Here is an 18,284-nt window from a genome sequence, read left to right on the forward strand (position 1 = left end):
GGTGCTTTTTGTATCAGATATGAATGCTCAAATTATCTCAATCTATCTGCTGCTTTTACCATTACTTCATCCCGTCCGATGGCACGAATAGTCAAAATATTAAGGATAATAGAAATAAGCGGCAAGCATAGCGCCCAACCAATACGGAACAAGTTCGCGTCATTTTTCAATGCAAAATAAAAAGCAAGGAAGGCAATATAATAACCAACTAACAGCAGGCTATTGAAAATCGTCATACGAATCTGCAACATACGGTTCTTAAACAATAAGATTGTAGCGGCAGCAACCAAGGTGCTAAGCATTAAAATGCCGAACAATCCCCATGTGGACTGGAAAGCGCCATTTACGCCCATTCCTAAAGCCTTAAAAGGATGCTCTCCCATTGTATCAGTAAAGTAGCCCATCGGCAAACACATTGCCGCAATCAGCAATCCTGCAACAATTAGTAAATAAACTGTTTGAATCCGTTGAATCATAAGTTTTCTTATAGTAGTTAAGTTAAACAATAATAGCCAAGCAATAAGGAGCAGGGATTATTATCCCACTTACTACTTGACTATCAATCTTTTCGTCAGAAAATAGATTACTGAAGTTTTTCCTTTTCCTTAGCAGGATTTCTATAATATATTTTCCCTTCGATGTATTCTTGCGTAGCAATCAAGTCCGGTTTCGGCAATTTCTCATAGTAACGAGAAATTTCGATTTGCTCTCTATTTTCAAATACCTCTTCCAAGTTGTCATTGTAAGAAGCAAACTCTGCCAATTTCTTAGAAAGATCACTTTTGATTTCCACACTGATCTGATTTGCACGCTTACCGATAATGGCAACAGTTTCATAAACATTCCCTGTATCAGAACAGAGTTCCATCATGTCACGAGTTACTGTTGTAACAGGAGCATTCGTCTTTTTGTAGTCCATAAATCTATTTAAATTTAGTCTTTAATTACTTTCTGTGATTCATTGAATATTCTTTCAGCCTCTTTCAGGTACTTGCTCTCAGGAAATTCATTCTTAAAAGCATAATATTCATCAATCGCTTCACGATAACGATCCATTTTCTTATCTTCCACACTATAAATAGCCATTTCGTGCCTTGCACGCAGAATCAAGATAGAAAGTTCTTCGCGATAATCTGTATAAGGATAATCTTTCAGGGCATTCTGTGCTGTGATAACACAAGACTCATAGTTGTTACCCATATAATTACCCAGGTTATAGTATAGTCTGGCTGAATAAAGTTCTTTCAGCACCAACTTATCCTGCAAAGCGAAAATCATATCCTGTGCTTCCTGCTTCTTTGTGCTGCTCGGGAAGTATTCCATGAACATCTGCAACTGCTGGATAGCCTGATAAGTGCTTGATTGATCCAAACGTGGTTCCGGAGTATCCAGAAATAATGCCTTACCTGCATGGAAACGTGCCAGTTCGGTAAAAGTACCACGGGGATATGTATTGAAATAGGTAATAAATGTTTGGGCAGCTGTCTGGTAATCTTTCTGATTATAGTAGCTCATTCCCAACATATACAAAGACTCTTCCGCCTTGTCCGTTCCTTTAAGAATGGTAATTAACTCATTCAACAGGGTAGCTGAACGGTTATACTGTCCTTTCGCAAAATAGTTTTTGGCGGCTTCGTACTTGTATTCGTAATCGGTGCTTTTCAGCAATTTATTATACTCTCCACATGACGTAAGAGTGGCTGCCGCAAGCAAAGTTATAATGATATTTTTCTTCATCCTATTTAAAAATAATGCGCAAAGTTACTTATTCGCCGGGAATTTAGCAATTAATCTATGTTTTTTAATACATAAAAGGCGTTAAACATCGACAAAAGGGGAGAAAATGACGTCGAACCATAAACAATATGCGGTGAATAAACTGCACTATTAACTGAAAGTACAGCCCATCCACCGCATATTGTTTACCATTCTTTATTTACTGTCTACATTTCAATCTTGAAATTTACAGTTTATACAGGTCGCTTGCTGCCAGCAGATCGACCTTCTTCTCTTTCAGTACCTCGATACATTTATCCAGATTGCTTGGGCGAATCACTACATTAGCGATATTGTTATTAGCAAACGAATACATATATTCGATAAATACTCCTTCATCAGATAAAAATCCCAGTACCTTTGCCAAAGCACCCGGCACGTTGGGACAGCTAATGCCGACCACATCGGTCACATTCACTGCAAAATGATTATCTTTCAAAGCTTTATATGCTCTATCCGGATCGGATACTATTCCACGCAAAATGCCGAAATCCGCATTTTCTGCGATGCACAAGGCAGAAAGGTTGATATTCTCCTTCGCCAGCACTTCAGTCACTTCCGTCAGACGGCCTGACTTATTTTCCAAAAAGATAGAAAGTTGTTTTGCTACCATAATCGTAAAGTATTATATGTAAGTTCAGGTATTAAATTTTTCTGTTATCAATCACTCGTTTCGCTTTGCCTACGCTACGTTCAATGCTGCGCGGCTCTACCAGTTTCACATTGACTCCCAGCCCGAGTACGCTTTGCAAACGTCCCGCCAGTTTCTTCTTCAAGGCCAGCATCTTGTTAATCTCGTCAGAATAGAATTCAGGACGCACTTCCACCTGAAGTTCCATGGTGTCGGTATTGTTTGCACGATCTACTATCAGCAGGTAATGCGGTTCGAATTCAGCCATTTCAAGAATAACTGATTCAATCTGTGTCGGGAATACATTCACACCGCGGATAATCAACATATCGTCACTACGTCCTAAAATGCGATCCATGCGCACCAATGTACGGCCACAGGAACATTTATCGTGATGCAAGGCGGTCAAGTCGCGCGTACGGTAACGAAGCAGCGGCATACCTTCCTTCGTCAGATGGGTAAATACCAATTCGCCTGTTTGTCCGGGTTCTACCGGTTGCAACGTATTCGGATCAATAATTTCAGGGAAGTAATGGTCTTCATTCAAGTGAGTACCATGTTGGTATTCACATTCATAACCGACACCAGGACCGGCTATTTCACTCAAGCCATAAATATCATAAGCTTTGATACCGAGTTTTTCCTCGATTTCATGACGCATATGTTCCGTCCATGGCTCCGCACCTAAAGCTCCTACCTTTAGTTTGAAATCTTCGCGCGGCAGACCGGAATCTTTAATGGCATCTGCTAGGTAGAGTGCATAGGATGGCGTACAGCAAAGTACCGTAGAGCCGAAATCATGCATCAGGGTTATCTGTTTTTCGGTATTGCCACTGGACATCGGGATAACGGAAGCTCCGATATTCTCGGCTCCGGCATGCGCGCCCAGTCCGCCCGTGAAAAGCCCGTATCCGTAAGACACCTGGAATATATCGGAACGACCTGCTCCGTAGGCTGTAAAAGCACGGGATATACATTCCGCCCATGAGGACAAGTCCTTACGGGTATATCCAACGACTGTCGGCTTTCCGGTAGTACCGGAAGATGCGTGGATACGTACAATCTGACTCATCGGAACGGCACAAAGTCCGAATGGATAATTATCTCTTAAATCATGTTTCGTGGTAAACGGCAGTTTTACAATATCATCTATACTATTGATATCGTCGGGAGTAATTCCCATTTCCTGCATCTTCTTCCGATAGAAGGGCGTGTTGTGATAAACGTAATCTACAATTTTCTTGAGTCGTATGCTTTGAATCTTGCGAAGACTTTCGCGGTCCATACACTCAATGCTCTCATTCCAAATCATGTGTTTCTGGTATTACTAGTTGTATGAATCTGTTTTTTGATATTAATATGTTGCAAAGTAAAGGATTTATTTGGAAAAATGATTTGTAATCTCGATTATTTTGCCGAATATTGCTCCACTTTTTAGGATTAACTATGAATTTTGAACTAACATCAGCTTACAAGCCTACCGGGGATCAGCCGGAAGCTATTGCGCAACTGACTGAAGGGGTACTTCAGGGAGTTCCCGCGCAGACTTTATTGGGAGTCACCGGATCGGGAAAAACATTTACCATTGCCAATGTAATTGCGAATATCAATAAACCGACATTGATCTTGAGCCATAATAAAACGCTGGCTGCACAGTTGTATGGCGAGTTTAAAGGTTTCTTTCCGAATAATGCGGTGGAATATTACGTTTCCTATTATGATTATTACCAACCGGAAGCCTATTTGCCAAGTAGTGATACATATATAGAAAAAGACTTGATGATTAATGACGAAATCGATAAACTTCGTCTTGCCGCCACTTCCGCCCTGCTCTCCGGAAGAAAAGATGTGGTAGTGGTTTCTTCCGTTTCCTGCATTTATGGTATGGGAAACCCTTCGGACTTCTATAAAAATGTAATTGATATAGAACGGGGACGCATGATGGATCGCAATGTGTTTCTTCGCCGTTTGGTAGATAGCTTGTATGTACGCAACGATATTGATCTCAATCGTGGTAATTTCCGTGTGAAAGGTGATACGGTGGATGTTTATCTGGCTTACACGGACAATCTGCTTCGCGTCACTTTCTGGGGAGATGAAATTGATGGCATAGAAGAGGTAGATCCTATTACAGGCGTCACTATCGCTCCTTTCGATGCTTATAAAATTTATCCGGCCAACTTGTTTATGACTACAAAGGAAGCGACTCTCCGTGCTATCCATGAAATAGAGGATGACTTGACCAAACAAGTGGCATTCTTTGAGTCTATCGGCAAAGAGTATGAAGCTAAACGATTATATGAACGGGTTACTTACGATATGGAAATGATTCGGGAGCTCGGGCATTGTTCCGGCATTGAAAATTATTCCCGTTATTTCGACGGTCGCACAGCAGGTACCCGTCCTTACTGTTTGCTTGATTTCTTTCCGGATGACTTTCTGATTGTAATTGACGAAAGTCACGTAAGTGTCCCACAAGTCCGTGCTATGTATGGTGGTGACCGTGCACGTAAAATCAATCTTGTGGAATATGGTTTCCGCCTGCCTGCTGCCATGGATAACCGTCCGCTGAAATTTGAAGAGTTTCAGGAGATGGCAAAACAAGTCATTTACGTCAGTGCTACGCCCGCAGATTATGAATTAATTCAATCCGAAGGTATTGTTGTAGAGCAGGTAATTCGTCCTACTGGTTTGCTGGATCCTATTATTGAAGTTCGTCCGAGCCTTAATCAGATTGATGATTTAATGGAAGAAATCCAACTGCGGATCGAGAAAGAAGAGCGTGTACTTGTCACTACGCTGACCAAACGGATGGCGGAAGAGTTGACGGAATACCTTCTTAATAATAATGTAAGATGTAATTATATCCATAGCGATGTCGATACACTTGAACGTGTCAAAATCATGGATGATCTCCGGCAAGGAATCTACGATGTACTCATTGGAGTGAATCTGCTTCGTGAGGGACTAGACCTTCCTGAAGTATCGCTCGTAGCCATTCTTGACGCAGATAAGGAAGGGTTCCTTCGCTCCCATCGTTCCCTGACACAAACCGCAGGACGTGCCGCACGTAATGTGAACGGAAAAGTTATCATGTATGCCGACAAGATGACGGATAGCATGAAGTTGACCATTGACGAGACTAACCGTCGTCGTGAAAAACAGTTGGCATATAATGAAGCAAACGGTATTACTCCACAACAAATCAAGAAGGCTAGAAACTTGGCTGTATTTGGTAATGCAAACTCCGAAGCAAATGATTTACTGAAGGAGAAACATGCTTATATCGAACCTGCCACGCCAAATATCGCAGCCGATCCGGTGGTACAGTATATGAGCAAACCGCAAATGGAAAAGAGCATCGAGCGTACCCGCAAACTTATGCAGGAAGCCGCCAAGAAATTGGAATTCATTGAAGCTGCCCAATATCGTGACGAATTACTGAAACTGGAAGATTTAATGAAAGAAAAATGGGGATAAGTTTTTTATTCTCCATCTAATACGCAAGATGGAGAATCTTAACAAGTCTATAATATCGGAATCAAACATTTAACTAGTGTTATAAAAACACTAATCATTCACTGATAATTTGCAAATATCACGAAAGTCCGTATCTTTGCACTGTGTTTTTCATAGTATTAGATTTAAGGTTAACAAAGGTTGGAGCAAGGCGTTGCTCCTTTTTTTATGCCCGTACTTATCCTGTCTTTCTTATTTCGAACACACCACAAAAAACAGTGACGCTATCCGGGTGGGATACCGTCACTATCATAGCCACATACCGTCACTATGCCAACCGGATAGTGACGCCATTTTTATTCACTATTTTCTAATACGAAGAGTTTACTTATTTACGACCGTCGCATCAAAATCTGCCAACATTCCTCAAAGCGCTTTGTCTATCGCAGCTTTAATCAATGGCTCCATAATATCATATCCTTCACCTGTCGGATGAACTCCATCTTTTGTATATTGAGGATTCAAAGCTTGATTATCTCCGGCCACCATTGCCTTATAATAATTTACGAACGGAATTTTATTAGCCTTAGCATAAGCCTCTATACGGGCATTCAAGGCTTGAATCTTCTGTGGAGCATCCTTTATTTCCATTCTCCATTTAAAAGCCGCAGCAGGAAGTACGGAAGTCAATATCACCTTTATCTTATTTGCCTTAGCCAGTTCGACCATAGAAACGATATTGCCAAAAGTATAATCTTCATTGTAAGGATTCGTATTTTCCGCCACATCATTGGTTCCGGCATTAATGACTACCAAAGCTGGAGAAAGATTTATCACATCTTCACGGAAGCGCAGCAAGAACTGATAGGAAGTCTGCCCACTAATACCACGACCGATATATCCGTTCGTCTTAAAAAACTCCGGATGAGTCCGCACCCAGCCTTCGGTAATGGAGTTTCCCATGAACACAACTCTTTTCTCTTTTTTTGCCGGTTTTGGTAACTCTACATTCTCTTTAGCATAGCGAGCCAAGTTTGCAAAATCCTTTTTCTGAGCAAAAGTCTCTCCTATTGAGAAACTCAAACAAATAACGGCCAATAATACCCAGTGGCCTATCCTTTTCCCTTTCATCTTTATATTTTTAAGTATTAGTGAAATATTAATCGCACGCAAAGATAAAGAATTCTCATATATATTGTTACTCAATCAGCGAATAAGCGTTAACATCAAGCTCAGATTTCTTAATCTATGTTATATAACATATTGTTTTTCTTGGATTATTTGCTATTGTCGCAAAAGTCCGTACCTTTGCAATGTGTTTTTCATAGTATTAGATTTAAGGTTAACAAAGGTTGGAGCAAGGCGTTGCTCCTTTTTTTATGTCCATACGTTTGCATAACACATCCTCTAAACTCTTTTCTAGCAGCCTATTTTATAGTTAACTTTTTATAAACAAAACATTTTTTTATTTTAATCTCCAAATATTTCATACATTTGCGCTGTTTTTTAAAACATATTCACTAAAACAAATAAAACTAAGTTTATGAAAAGATTAGCATTTATTCTATTGGCCACTCTAATGATGGCTGGAAACACATCCGCACAACACAAACCCACAAAAGGTTCGTGGAGTACTGAAGTCCAAATCAATCCTTTTGATCAAGATGGAGAAACATTTAGTTTGGATGGATTGAAAGTTCGTTATTTCTTCAATGATAAAAATGCAATTCGGCTGAAAGTAGGTTTCGCAACAACTAATTCTAAATACACAGATAAAGATTCTGATGAAGAAAAAGGGAGTAGCCGTGATAATCAATATGATTACAAAAAGGGAAATTTCAATATTGATTTAGGATATGAACGTCATTTTAACTTGGGTAAAAGACTGGATGCATATCTTGGCGGTAGCATTGGATTAGGTAAGAATTTTGCATCAACTAAGATTGAGACTTATTCAAAATCTACATATGATGAATACAACGGTTCGCGTATCATTGAAACATCTTATACAGGAGAACTGAAGAATGGCGCCATTACAAGTAGCACAGGCAATAATATCTTTGACCAAGCCGAGAGAGCCAGTTGGAATATAAACGCTGCCATTTTTGCCGGTTTAGATGTCTATATATATAAAGGACTTTATATCGGAACAGAATTAGGAATAGGCTGCAGCTCTCGGAAAAGCTTAAAAATGGAATTTGACGCAACAACAATCAGCAAGGTAACTTCAGGAGGACAAACGACTACAACTGAAGATACAATAGATGAAGAAACAACTGATAACTATCGCACAACTAATTTCAAGACTTATATCGAGCCTAGACTTCGTATTGGTATTACTTTCTAAAAAGAAATACTCATCTAGTCAATAAGGCAGAACGAAAGATGTTAAACTTCTTTCATTCTGCCTTATTTATTTCACAAAAATCTGTATTTTTATCGCATGAAACGAAAGCTGCTTTATATAACACTCATAATTGTAATCTTATGTACAATCAGTCTGATTGTTTGTAACCGAACAATCAAGAAACATACTTCCGCACAAATTTACAGTGAAGTCATCACTATTCCTCAAAACAATGTAGGATTATTACTCGGCACTTCTCCAAAACTAAAAAATGGGAATAATAATCTGTATTTCGACTATCGTATTCTTGCGGTTATCGAATTATACAAAGCAGGAAAAATAAAATATATCCTTATCAGTGGCGACAATCGCAGAGAAGATTACAATGAACCGGAAGAAATGAAAAAGGCACTTATGCAAAAAGGAATCCCCGAAAAGTCTATTTATTTGGATTATGCTGGATTTCGTACACTAGACTCCGTTGTACGTGCAAAGGAAGTATTCGGGCAAAATCGGCTGACAATCATATCTCAACGTTTTCACAATGAACGTGCTATTTATCTAGCCGAGAAAAATGGAATAAATGCTATTGGTTACAATGCAAAAGACGTGAATGCCTACTCAAGATTAAAAACCAATATCCGGGAACTATTTGCGAGAGTAAAAATGTTTATTGACTTAGCAACAGATAAACAGCCACATTTCTTAGGAGAAAAAATTATAATTGGAAAATAAGAATAATTTATGGAACAACAGCCTCAACTCAACGACCACAACAAGCAGGAGTACCCGCCCATGCACACTACAGATATAAACATACTTGTTTACTAATTAGCTGATATTATGATATTTACATTTCATAAAACGACCACAAAAAAGCAAGTACGGTAATAAGAATTATAAAACAAATAAATATAATCACATATTTTAACCAATTAATTGGTTTACAATAGAATAGATAACATTCCAATAACCTCTATTCAGGTCTTAAATATAAGGTGTATTAGACGTGTATTAATTGGCGTAACCCCACACTCAGATTAAAAAAATAATTTATTAATTTATCTACTACACATACGGTTTGAAAAACGAATTTTCCATATATTTTTTTAGCATAAAATGAACTTAACTACTACTTATATTATATAATAGATAAGCAAATGGATGAAATTACAAAAAAGAAAATCAGTGCTAAAATGAAGGGTAGAAAAAAGTCCGCAACACACATTAAGCACATCAAGCAAGCACTTACAGGGCGTAAATTAAGCAAAGAACATAAAGAGAATATAAGTGATGGCATGAAAGAAAAAAATAGGAATAAGAAAAAAATTTTATTGTATTAAAAAGAAAAGGTGTACCACTTATTATAGTGATACACCTATTTCAATTTGTGCTACATACAAATCATTCTTTAAAACCTACCAACATTGCATAATGCTTAATTGTGGCAAATGTTACATCATTATTATCTGAATAACTATCCAAATATTTGTTGTAAAATTCGGTTGTTTCATCTTTATTAAACCCTTTATAATTTTGGCTTAACATCAAAAAATAGTATAATCCCTTTTCTTTAAATTCAGATATTAATGCTAAACATATCTTCCCCCATGCTGCGTAATTACCATTGTCAAGTGACTTTTTAGTATCATTCAAATACCCTATTAATTTGTTCAAATATTCCCTATTTTTATAACTATCTTTATTATTTACGATATTATTTGGGGGATTAACAACAACTTTTTGAGTATCATTTTTTGAATTTTCAGATACTTTGAAATTTGAAGAAACGGTATTACTAATACACTTATTATATGTTTCAACATTATCATTTATATAAAAATCAGTATCATAAGAGTAGAATGTAACACGGTCTACATTCTTGGTAGACTTATCAATTTCAACCCCTAACTTTTTAAAATCAGTGTCTATTGAATGCCAAACATCATCTATCTTTAAATTGGTATTATATGGCACAATTGCAGTATATCCCGACCCTCTGCAACTTCGTTTAAAGAATAATATATTACTAATATTACGTAGTATATCGGGTACATTTTTAATAATACTTGTATTGTCTTTAGCGTCAATATCAATATATAATAACCCTGTCAATGCTTTTATATTATCTTTTTTACGTGTACTGTTAAATGTTGCGTTGATACAATAATTAGGCAAATTCTTTTTAAGTTCTTTTTGCTTACTTTCGTCCTTTTCGCTGCGTATCTGCGTTATTATTTGATTTGCCTTTTCATCATCATTTAAAGTTAGAATATCAATCAGTTTCTTTTGCTTTGGCTGTACATCGGCAATACAATTAAACGTATCTACATCAATATTTAATAGCTCGTTAGAACGGCTGTAATTTCCTTTAGGTGTCATATCGAAATCTTTATGTATATATTTTCGTTCATTAAATCTATCATCATAATAGAAATTACCGCTCAAATCATCATAATATAATTCTATTTGTCCACAACTACCTAAATGTTTATATTTGACCTTATCCACTTTAATTATAGTGCTATAATTAGCCTTATTTCCATGCACTGTAATACAGTAATCTGATTTATTAAAGAAATGGGCACTATCACTAATATCATACGGAGATGGAATAATACCTTCATTCATTTTTTTTGGATGAGCAACCAATAAAGTTATTATATTATATTTCTTGGTTAATCTTAATAGTTTATCTAAAAATTTAGATATGTAATCAGTCATATTAACATTATAATCCTTGTCAGCCTCTAATTTATTAAATGGGTCAATTACAAGTATATCAATATTCTGTTCAATTATTTGTTTTTCTGCTTCTTCCAATAGTGCATTTACGGTATAAACCTTATTATAATCAATGAATATAAAGTTCTCATACATATACTTTGCCTGCTTTTCTATTTCTTCATTTTGAGTATTTTTAAACTCTTTATTTGTATATTTCGTAATAATCTTTGCAACGTGTGTATTTAAATCATCCTCAGCACTGAAGAATAGAGTTTTAAACCCATATAATTTATTAAATTGAGTGCAAATAAAGTCGGTAAATTCTGATTTTCCCAAATTCGGAATACCCGTTAATGTGATAAGTTTACCCTTATCAATTCTAAACATTTCGTCTAATTCAGATATACCCATATTATATCCTGTAGGTAATCCATTTTTTGATAAATCAATTAGTGATTTTAAAATTTGTTCGTAGGAATAAGTGTTATTGAAGTTTATTGTTTCCATATTATTAGTTATTTTGTTTCATTATTAGTATATTGTAGTTCAATAGGTAGTTATAAGTGTACTTATCAATACAGTTATAATCTAATAACTCTTTTAAATGATTTTTCATTTTTAGAATTTGTATTTTTTGCTCTTTGGTCATTTCAATTTTGATTAATCCACAAACATGAAGGGGTCTGTATTATTATATTTTTCATCCCATTTAAGCAATTCAACTACTTGTATTATTTCAGCCATAAGGTTTATTAATTGCTTCTTGTCAGTTGCTTCTAAAGTATTGTTTAATGTATCAACTAACATTTTTAATCTTAATTCATTTCTATTATCCATTGATTTTTATCTTTATTAAATATTATTCTTTGTTTGGCTGAGGCTTTAATATTATTACTCTGTACGTTATATTGTCTTTCTGTTATTTCTTTATTTTTCAATTTTTCAAATAGATTATTTAAAAGAATTACTTCTTTACAATTTACTTGTTTATTTTCCTTATTTTTTTCAAAACGGTCAACATCTACACTTATGTCAAAATTTGTATTTTCAAATTTGGAAATTCTATTTCCAACAATACTTTTCAACCCTTTATTAGTTCTATAATTATCTGCGATTCGCAACCTATTTACGCTATTACGTTCATTGTTCAAGACTTGAACTATATCACGTACAATCGTATAATTAACCGTGTACTTTGTTCCCTTAATTCGGTTATTATCAACAATTGATATAAACCCTAACTTTATCAGATTTCGTTTAATTTCAGCAATTAAATTGCGCTGTATAATCCCAACTTCCAATTGTATTAGAGTATAACTGATATATCCATTTGACACATTATTTTCATACCTTATTAAATCGAATAAATCAAACTCTTGTGGTGTTAACACCTTCTTTAGGTGGACATTGTTTACAGTATAATGTCCTATATCAGCAAGTATATCGTGTTTCTCATTTTTCTTCTTCATTTATTATATTGGTTACTATTTTATTTTCATCATCTAAAGAATAAGGTATTTTTGCCCAATATTCTTTTAGTGAACTGCTGATTTTCTGTTTGGTTTCTTCACTTCTTTTTTTCCCTCTATTTGCAATACTTCTCTTTATATTGCTTTCTAAAGTTTGTTTACGTTCTACTCTCATTTTAATGTATTTTATTTGATTATTATTAGTACTATATATAAGTATCATACTAACTATACTAAAGTTAACCATACTACTAATAAATGTAAATAGAATTATGAGAAATTTTTTACTACCCCTTCTGTAGCATACTGTATGGCACATTAGAAGTAAATAAGCTGTTGCATAACATATATATAATTGTTAATAATAATTAGCTACATTATATTATACCCCCTTAGTTTTGATATGAGTTTTTTAATCCATCCTCTAAAGGTGGATTATAAACTCTCTTATTTCTTTTATAATAATGTGTACCCTATGGGTACTATTAGTAGTACCCGTAGAGTACTACCTATTAAATTGATATGATAGTAGAATGTTAATACATGCTAATAGATTATCAAATTGCATACGTTCATTTGCAATTTGATATATTATTAATATCTTTGTAGTAGCATTAATTTAAATGACAATAATATGAAATATGTCGGTTATTATAGAGTTTCAACTAAACGCCAAAACTTAGGGTTAGACGCTCAACGTAATACAGTTGTTAATTACATTAATAATATCAATGGTGAGCTAATTAATTCATTTGAAGAAAAGGAAAGCGGTAAGTGTAACAATAGAACTGAATTGATTAAAGCAATTAATTATTGCAAGACAAATAAAGCAACTTTGATAATTGCAAAATTAGATAGATTAAGCCGTAATGTATCATTCATTTTCGCACTTAAAGATAGCGGAATAAACTTTTATTGCTGTGATATTCCTGAATGTAATACGCTCACATTAGGCATATTTGCGACCATCGCTCAATCAGAACGTGAAACAATCAGTTCACGTACAAGGGCAGCATTACAGGCAAAGAAAGAAAAAGGTATTAAGTTGGGTGCACCCAATGCAACTATATCAAATGATATGCGTATTAAGTCCGCCAATGCAATTAAGAATAAAGCAAATAATAACACTAATAATAAGCGTGCATACAGTGTTATTAGTTCGCTAATTGAACGTAATATGACCTTGCAAGCTATTGCCACGTATTTAAATGACAATGAATTTAGAACGTCTAAAGGTTGTTTATTTACACCTGCTGCTGTCAGCCGATTAATGAAACGTTATCAATAAAAAAAGGGGGAAATATCCCCCCTTTCTAAATATATTAAATATCGAATATTAGTTATATTGATATTTGATTGAACCATTTACAGCGTATTTACTATCTTTATCTTTATGCCTTCTATTGAATGCAAAATTATCATATTTAAGTGTAATAGAATTGCCATCAACAGCCTCAACAATAACCTTACCTGTAAATGAATTATAGCTATATAAGCTACCTACATCTGTATATTCTTGGTATAATTCAACTTCTACTTTAAGTTCTTGACCTGCTTTAACTTCCGTTACATTAGTTCTTATTCCTAAATCGTACATGGTTAAATAGTCTACGTCATTTTGAACCAAAGATACTTCAAAATACAGTGAATTAGCACCTTTACTTATTGTAGGGGTACTTTCTGTATGAAATTTCGTACTGTTAACAGTGATGACATTAGAACCATTATCACCCTCATTATCATCATCTTTCGAGCAAGACGATAAAAAACTAATTGTTGCAAAAAGCAACATTAAAGAAAATACTTTTTTCATTTTGTAATTTTTTTAGTTAAACAATATTTGATAAAAATAAATCAACAAAATTTAAGACACCAAACGTTTAACTAAAACGTGGGTCGTACTTCGCTGCTGAAAGGTACGACCAAGCACCATACGAACGCCAAGCACGCCCACGCCTATAGCATGGGCATTTAATGTGCTTATTGTCGTTCGCTTCTTAATTTGGTCGTTTTATCAGCAAACAATGAGCTTTAAATGCCATCAAAACAGTCTCACACCTGAAACATGGTGCAAATATAAGCAATAATTCTCTATATACCTAGCATAAAGTTAAAATTTCAATATCGAACAATTTAATATATTTCATTTTATTGACAAAAAAAAGAGAATTACTTCAATTTGTAACTCTCTTTTCACATAGTTATAAAAATCAAATAACTGCATTTATCTCTGTAGTTATTTCGTTTATTTCTTGTTGTAGTTTAGTCAATTCTTCCTCTTTTGTTTTTAATAAAAGTGCTTTTTTTATCAAATCAATTTTCTTATCATTATCACATTTAATACTATCAGTTATTTTTTCAATAAGGCTTTTATCATCTACCTTTAAAACAATATTCTCTGGAAATTTTCCCTGTCTATTAGCTTTAAGTTTCCACCCTTTAGAATCAAAAAAAAGTTTCAATTCAGTTGCTTGTTCTTGAATAGTCTTTTTTTCAAAATCTTCTAATTGATAGTTCTTTTCATCCAAAAACTGTTGATAACGTGTACCATCCTCTGAATAAATAAAACGTTTTAAGTTTGATTTTGTGTACTGAGGTACCTTTTTTTCTTGTTCCTTTTCCATATCTTATATTATTTAGTTAAACAATATGCAAATATATCAATTATAATCGTAATTAACAAATGATATTGTTGCTTCATGCTCTTTTAATAGAGTTATAAATTCTTCTATCGAATAATCACCTAACTTAGTATCACCTAATAATGTTTTATTCTCAGAAATATAATGAAAGCATTTATTCTCAGAATCAAATGTACAAGTATGCTTGTTATATTCATTATAGTAGAATAAACTAATATATTGAGGAGTAATAGCAAATATAGGGTCAATAAAAAGTTCTTCTTTACTATATCTTGCTGATTTTATACTCCCCCAACTTTCAGAGCCATCTATATAACAAACAATAATTAAACTATATTTCTTATACAATGGATAAACAACTATTTTATCTATATAATCGTCTATCATTTGTTTAATCAAATCTTTTTTATCTTTCAATTCACGTATTTTAGATAACAACCCCTTTTCTTTATCCATCTTAGAAATAGAATTAATAATTTCAGAGTATTTTATTACTTCTTTTTTATATCTATCTATTGTTCTATTAATAGCGTTATTTTCTATATCATATTCATTTTTCTTTTCTGCTATTAAATTATCTTCAATATTAAACTTAATTGCCTTATTAAAGAAGTTTATCCATTCCTCTTTTATATTACTCAATTCTTTTTCTTTTATTCTAATATAATCATTATTCTCGGCTATTTTATTTCTTAATTCATCAATTCTATTCTGAGAATTATATTCTATCTGCCATTCTGCAAATCTTTGTATTGATAATTGTACTACTAAACCATTTAGTTTACTTTGCGAAATTTGCAGGCTATCAAAACATATTTTTTTACGGGAAACACTCCCTTTATAACTCCCATAACATCTATATATATGATAATCATTCTCTTTTCCAACTGCCCAATTTGAGCTACATATTCCGCAAATTAATTTTGTTTTCAGCAAGTTTTTATACTTTATTTCGGGGTTTTTATTAGTTCTATTTTTTATTATTTTAGTCTGAACATCTAAAAATAATCTTTCATCTATAATAGCTAAATCTTTATCATATATTTCAAACTTCTCTAATAACTCACGTTCTTTTTTTACATCTTCTTTTTTTTCTTCTTCTGTTTTAAATAAGTCATCTATTTCTTTATCTATATATTTATCTACATCGGGCTTATAAAACTCAAAATATCGTTTTCCTATATAAACCTCATTTTTTAAAATGCGATTTAATGAGCTGATAAGCCAAATTGAAGTATCTTTTCCTTTATAATCCTTCTCTTTAAACCCCTTTTCTTTTCTCTTATTATTAGCATTATTTAAACGTTTAAAGTATGGTGGTGGTACATTTAAATCATTTAATATATCACATATTTCGTGCTGTGATTTTCCTTCATTATAAAGATTAAATATACGCTTTACTACATTAGCCTCATCTTTATCTATTATCATTTTCTTTGTTACTTTATCTGTTGTATATCCGTAATTAGAAAATCCACCGATATTAATACCTCTATTTTTTAAGGCTGATATTTTTCCGCTAATAGACCTTTCTGCAAATAGTTTAATTTCATACTCAGAAATTAGACCTAAAACATATAAAGTCATTTTCGTGCTCATATCAATTTCTTTCCTATATATCATTAGATTTTGCTTAGCAAAATATAGTTCAATATCTAATTTATGAAAACCATTAATAAGCCTATTTAGTTCCATTTGATTTCGCCCTAATCGTGAAAATTCACTGAATAATATAAGTTCAAATAAACCTTTCTTAGAATCTTTAATTAGTTCTAATAGCTGTGGGCGTTTTTCCTTAGATTGGAAACCTGTAATAACATCATTATACACTTTATATATCTTATATTGGTGGTTATTAGCATAAGCTGTCAATTCTTCAATCTGTCTATCTAAATATTGTAATTGGGTGCTAATTCTCACATAAATTGCTACTACTTTTTTCATATTTTTTCTTATATTTGCATTATCATTTACAAATATAAGAATTATGGATGGAAAAGAAAAATTTCAAAGTATGTTTATCGCACCTATGCATACAGCGGAGCATTTATTAAATGCCACCATGGTAAAAACTTTCGGTTGCCCACGCTCTCGCAACGCCCACATAGAAAGAAAAAAAAGTAAATGTGACTATATTCTTTCCTCTTGTCCGACAGCAGAGCAGATACAATCTATTGAAAATAAAGTGAACGAAGTCATCAGTCTGAATCTGCCAGTGACTATTGAGTTTATGACACATGAGCAGGCTAAAGACATTGTAGACTTGAGTAAACTACCTGCGGATGCCAGCGAAACACTTCGCATCATTCGTATTGGCGATTATGATGCCTGTGCCTGTATCGGTTCTCATGTATCCAATACCGCCGAAGTGGGAACTTTCAAAATCATCAGTTATGATTATGATGAAGAAAGGCAAACGCTGAGATTAAGATTCAAGCTAATCGAGAAGAAGTAACCGGATTATAAAATTAATATCTATCTTATATAAAATAAATAAAAGAAGAATACATTTTGTCACCAAATAAGTAAAATTGACATTATTCAAATGTCAAATAGACATTTTTAATCTCTAAAATCAATTGGCACGAGGTTTGCACTATTAAGAGTGAATGACGGTTCAAGAACAGACAGTGGATACCCAAATAATCTCCACTACCTGCAAGAGTTCCGAAGTTCAAACTTGAATTAATAAAATGTTTAACTTAAAGATAGGAGACTAAAATTATGATGCCTGTTAGAAGAACTCAAAGTTGGTTACCAAGTATCTTTAACGATTTCTTTGATAACGATTGGATGGTAAAAGCAAATGCTACTGCACCTGCAATTAACGTTTTGGAAACAGAGAAAGAATACAAAGTAGAACTGGCTGCTCCAGGTATGACAAAGGATGATTTCAATGTTCGCATTGATGAAGACAACAACCTCGTCATCAGCATGGAGAAGAAGACTGAAAACAAAGAGGAGAAGAAAGAAGGTCGCTATCTGCGTCGCGAATTCTCATACTCCAAGTTCCAGCAAACAATGATTCTACCGGATAATGTAGACAAAGAAAAAATTGCTGCATCCGTAGATAATGGCGTTCTGAATATTGAACTTCCCAAACTCTCTGAAGAAGAAGTGAAGAAGCCGAATAGACAAATCGAAGTAAAATAATACGGTAACCAACTAAATCACTGGAACCAGTGATAGAAATGACAAAGACAGCTCTTTCCAATCAAAAGGAATGGGCTGTC

The 18,284-nt window shown here is 33.9% G+C and carries 20 protein-coding genes; 7 read left to right on the forward strand and 13 right to left on the reverse strand.

Going from position 1 to position 18,284, the window contains the following annotated elements; translation table 11 throughout:
* Positions 1-32: 32 nt before the first annotated feature.
* The 5 genes from BacF7301_RS20110 to BacF7301_RS20130 form a co-directional block, all read right to left on the reverse strand.
* Positions 33-476: a DUF4293 domain-containing protein gene (locus tag BacF7301_RS20110; RefSeq protein ID WP_167965639.1), complete on the reverse strand. Its 444-nt coding sequence runs from the start codon at positions 474-476 to the stop codon at positions 33-35.
* Positions 477-583: 107 nt separating this feature from the next.
* Positions 584-919 carry a DNA-directed RNA polymerase subunit omega gene (locus BacF7301_RS20115; RefSeq protein ID WP_167965641.1) on the reverse strand — a complete coding sequence of 112 codons (336 nt, stop codon included), beginning with the start codon at positions 917-919 and terminating at the stop codon, positions 584-586.
* Between the two features lie 14 nt (positions 920-933).
* Positions 934-1,737: an outer membrane protein assembly factor BamD gene (locus BacF7301_RS20120; protein WP_167965642.1), complete on the reverse strand. Its 804-nt coding sequence runs from the start codon at positions 1,735-1,737 to the stop codon at positions 934-936.
* 226 nt (positions 1,738-1,963) lie between these two features.
* Positions 1,964-2,389 (reverse strand): ACT domain-containing protein, encoded by a 426-nt coding sequence (locus tag BacF7301_RS20125; RefSeq protein WP_167965643.1) that lies wholly within the window; start codon positions 2,387-2,389, stop codon positions 1,964-1,966.
* Between the two features lie 31 nt (positions 2,390-2,420).
* Positions 2,421-3,719 carry a phenylacetate--CoA ligase family protein gene (locus BacF7301_RS20130; RefSeq protein ID WP_167965644.1) on the reverse strand — a complete coding sequence of 433 codons (1,299 nt, stop codon included), beginning with the start codon at positions 3,717-3,719 and terminating at the stop codon, positions 2,421-2,423.
* A 134-nt stretch (positions 3,720-3,853) separates the two neighbouring features.
* On the opposite strand from BacF7301_RS20130, the gene uvrB reads away from it, so the two are divergent.
* Complete coding sequence (gene uvrB, locus BacF7301_RS20135; RefSeq protein WP_167965645.1) at positions 3,854-5,887, forward strand: excinuclease ABC subunit UvrB; 2,034 nt, start codon at positions 3,854-3,856, stop codon at positions 5,885-5,887.
* A gap of 405 nt (positions 5,888-6,292) precedes the next feature.
* Here uvrB and BacF7301_RS20140 read toward each other — a convergent pair whose 3' ends face one another.
* Complete coding sequence (locus tag BacF7301_RS20140; protein ID WP_167965646.1) at positions 6,293-6,997, reverse strand: SGNH/GDSL hydrolase family protein; 705 nt, start codon at positions 6,995-6,997, stop codon at positions 6,293-6,295.
* Between the two features lie 412 nt (positions 6,998-7,409).
* Here BacF7301_RS20140 and BacF7301_RS20150 point away from each other — a divergent pair, with 412 nt between their 5' ends.
* From BacF7301_RS20150 to BacF7301_RS20160, 3 genes are all read left to right on the forward strand, one after another.
* Positions 7,410-8,213 (forward strand): BT1926 family outer membrane beta-barrel protein, encoded by an 804-nt coding sequence (locus tag BacF7301_RS20150; RefSeq protein ID WP_167965648.1) that lies wholly within the window; start codon positions 7,410-7,412, stop codon positions 8,211-8,213.
* Positions 8,214-8,309: 96 nt separating this feature from the next.
* Entirely contained in the window at positions 8,310-8,948 is a 639-nt protein-coding gene (locus BacF7301_RS20155) for a SanA/YdcF family protein (protein WP_167965649.1), read from the forward strand.
* Positions 8,949-9,373: 425 nt separating this feature from the next.
* On the forward strand, positions 9,374-9,556 hold the full coding sequence (locus BacF7301_RS20160) for a hypothetical protein (RefSeq protein ID WP_167965650.1): 183 nt from the start codon (positions 9,374-9,376) through the stop codon (positions 9,554-9,556).
* A 61-nt stretch (positions 9,557-9,617) separates the two neighbouring features.
* Here the strand turns inward: BacF7301_RS20160 and BacF7301_RS20165 are convergent, their stop codons facing one another.
* The 4 genes from BacF7301_RS20165 to BacF7301_RS25835 form a co-directional block, all read right to left on the reverse strand.
* Entirely contained in the window at positions 9,618-11,447 is a 1,830-nt protein-coding gene (locus BacF7301_RS20165; protein ID WP_167965651.1) for a BT4734/BF3469 family protein, read from the reverse strand.
* 153 nt (positions 11,448-11,600) lie between these two features.
* Positions 11,601-11,777: a hypothetical protein gene (locus BacF7301_RS20170; protein ID WP_167965653.1), complete on the reverse strand. Its 177-nt coding sequence runs from the start codon at positions 11,775-11,777 to the stop codon at positions 11,601-11,603.
* Positions 11,756-12,409 (reverse strand): hypothetical protein, encoded by a 654-nt coding sequence (locus BacF7301_RS20175; RefSeq protein WP_167965655.1) that lies wholly within the window; start codon positions 12,407-12,409, stop codon positions 11,756-11,758. Before BacF7301_RS20175 ends, BacF7301_RS20170 begins: the two co-directional genes overlap by 22 nt.
* On the reverse strand, positions 12,393-12,584 hold the full coding sequence (locus tag BacF7301_RS25835) for a hypothetical protein (protein WP_209319463.1): 192 nt from the start codon (positions 12,582-12,584) through the stop codon (positions 12,393-12,395). The genes BacF7301_RS20175 and BacF7301_RS25835 overlap by 17 nt, the downstream gene beginning before the upstream one ends.
* Positions 12,585-13,043: 459 nt before the next feature.
* Here BacF7301_RS25835 and BacF7301_RS20185 point away from each other — a divergent pair, with 459 nt between their 5' ends.
* Complete coding sequence (locus BacF7301_RS20185; protein ID WP_167965659.1) at positions 13,044-13,697, forward strand: recombinase family protein; 654 nt, start codon at positions 13,044-13,046, stop codon at positions 13,695-13,697.
* A 48-nt stretch (positions 13,698-13,745) separates the two neighbouring features.
* On the opposite strand, the gene BacF7301_RS20190 is transcribed toward BacF7301_RS20185, so the two are convergent.
* The 3 genes from BacF7301_RS20190 to BacF7301_RS20200 all read right to left on the reverse strand — a co-directional run bounded on the left by BacF7301_RS20190 (position 13,746) and on the right by BacF7301_RS20200 (position 16,995).
* Complete coding sequence (locus tag BacF7301_RS20190) at positions 13,746-14,222, reverse strand: hypothetical protein (protein ID WP_167965661.1); 477 nt, start codon at positions 14,220-14,222, stop codon at positions 13,746-13,748.
* A 397-nt stretch (positions 14,223-14,619) separates the two neighbouring features.
* Positions 14,620-15,033: a hypothetical protein gene (locus tag BacF7301_RS20195; RefSeq protein ID WP_167965663.1), complete on the reverse strand. Its 414-nt coding sequence runs from the start codon at positions 15,031-15,033 to the stop codon at positions 14,620-14,622.
* A 36-nt stretch (positions 15,034-15,069) separates the two neighbouring features.
* The gene (locus BacF7301_RS20200) at positions 15,070-16,995 is read right to left on the reverse strand and encodes a recombinase family protein (protein WP_167965665.1); all 1,926 of its coding nucleotides are present in this window, start codon (positions 16,993-16,995) and stop codon (positions 15,070-15,072) included.
* A gap of 43 nt (positions 16,996-17,038) precedes the next feature.
* Here BacF7301_RS20200 and BacF7301_RS20205 point away from each other — a divergent pair, with 43 nt between their 5' ends.
* Together BacF7301_RS20205 and BacF7301_RS20210 are read left to right on the forward strand one after the other, a co-directional pair.
* Entirely contained in the window at positions 17,039-17,506 is a 468-nt protein-coding gene (locus BacF7301_RS20205) for an alanyl-tRNA editing protein (RefSeq protein WP_167965667.1), read from the forward strand.
* Positions 17,507-17,775: 269 nt separating this feature from the next.
* Positions 17,776-18,204: an Hsp20/alpha crystallin family protein gene (locus tag BacF7301_RS20210; RefSeq protein ID WP_209319464.1), complete on the forward strand. Its 429-nt coding sequence runs from the start codon at positions 17,776-17,778 to the stop codon at positions 18,202-18,204.
* Positions 18,205-18,284: the final 80 nt, after the last annotated feature.

Origin of the sequence: Bacteroides faecium (assembly GCF_012113595.1) — a bacterium.
GTDB lineage: Bacteria > Bacteroidota > Bacteroidia > Bacteroidales > Bacteroidaceae > Bacteroides > Bacteroides faecium.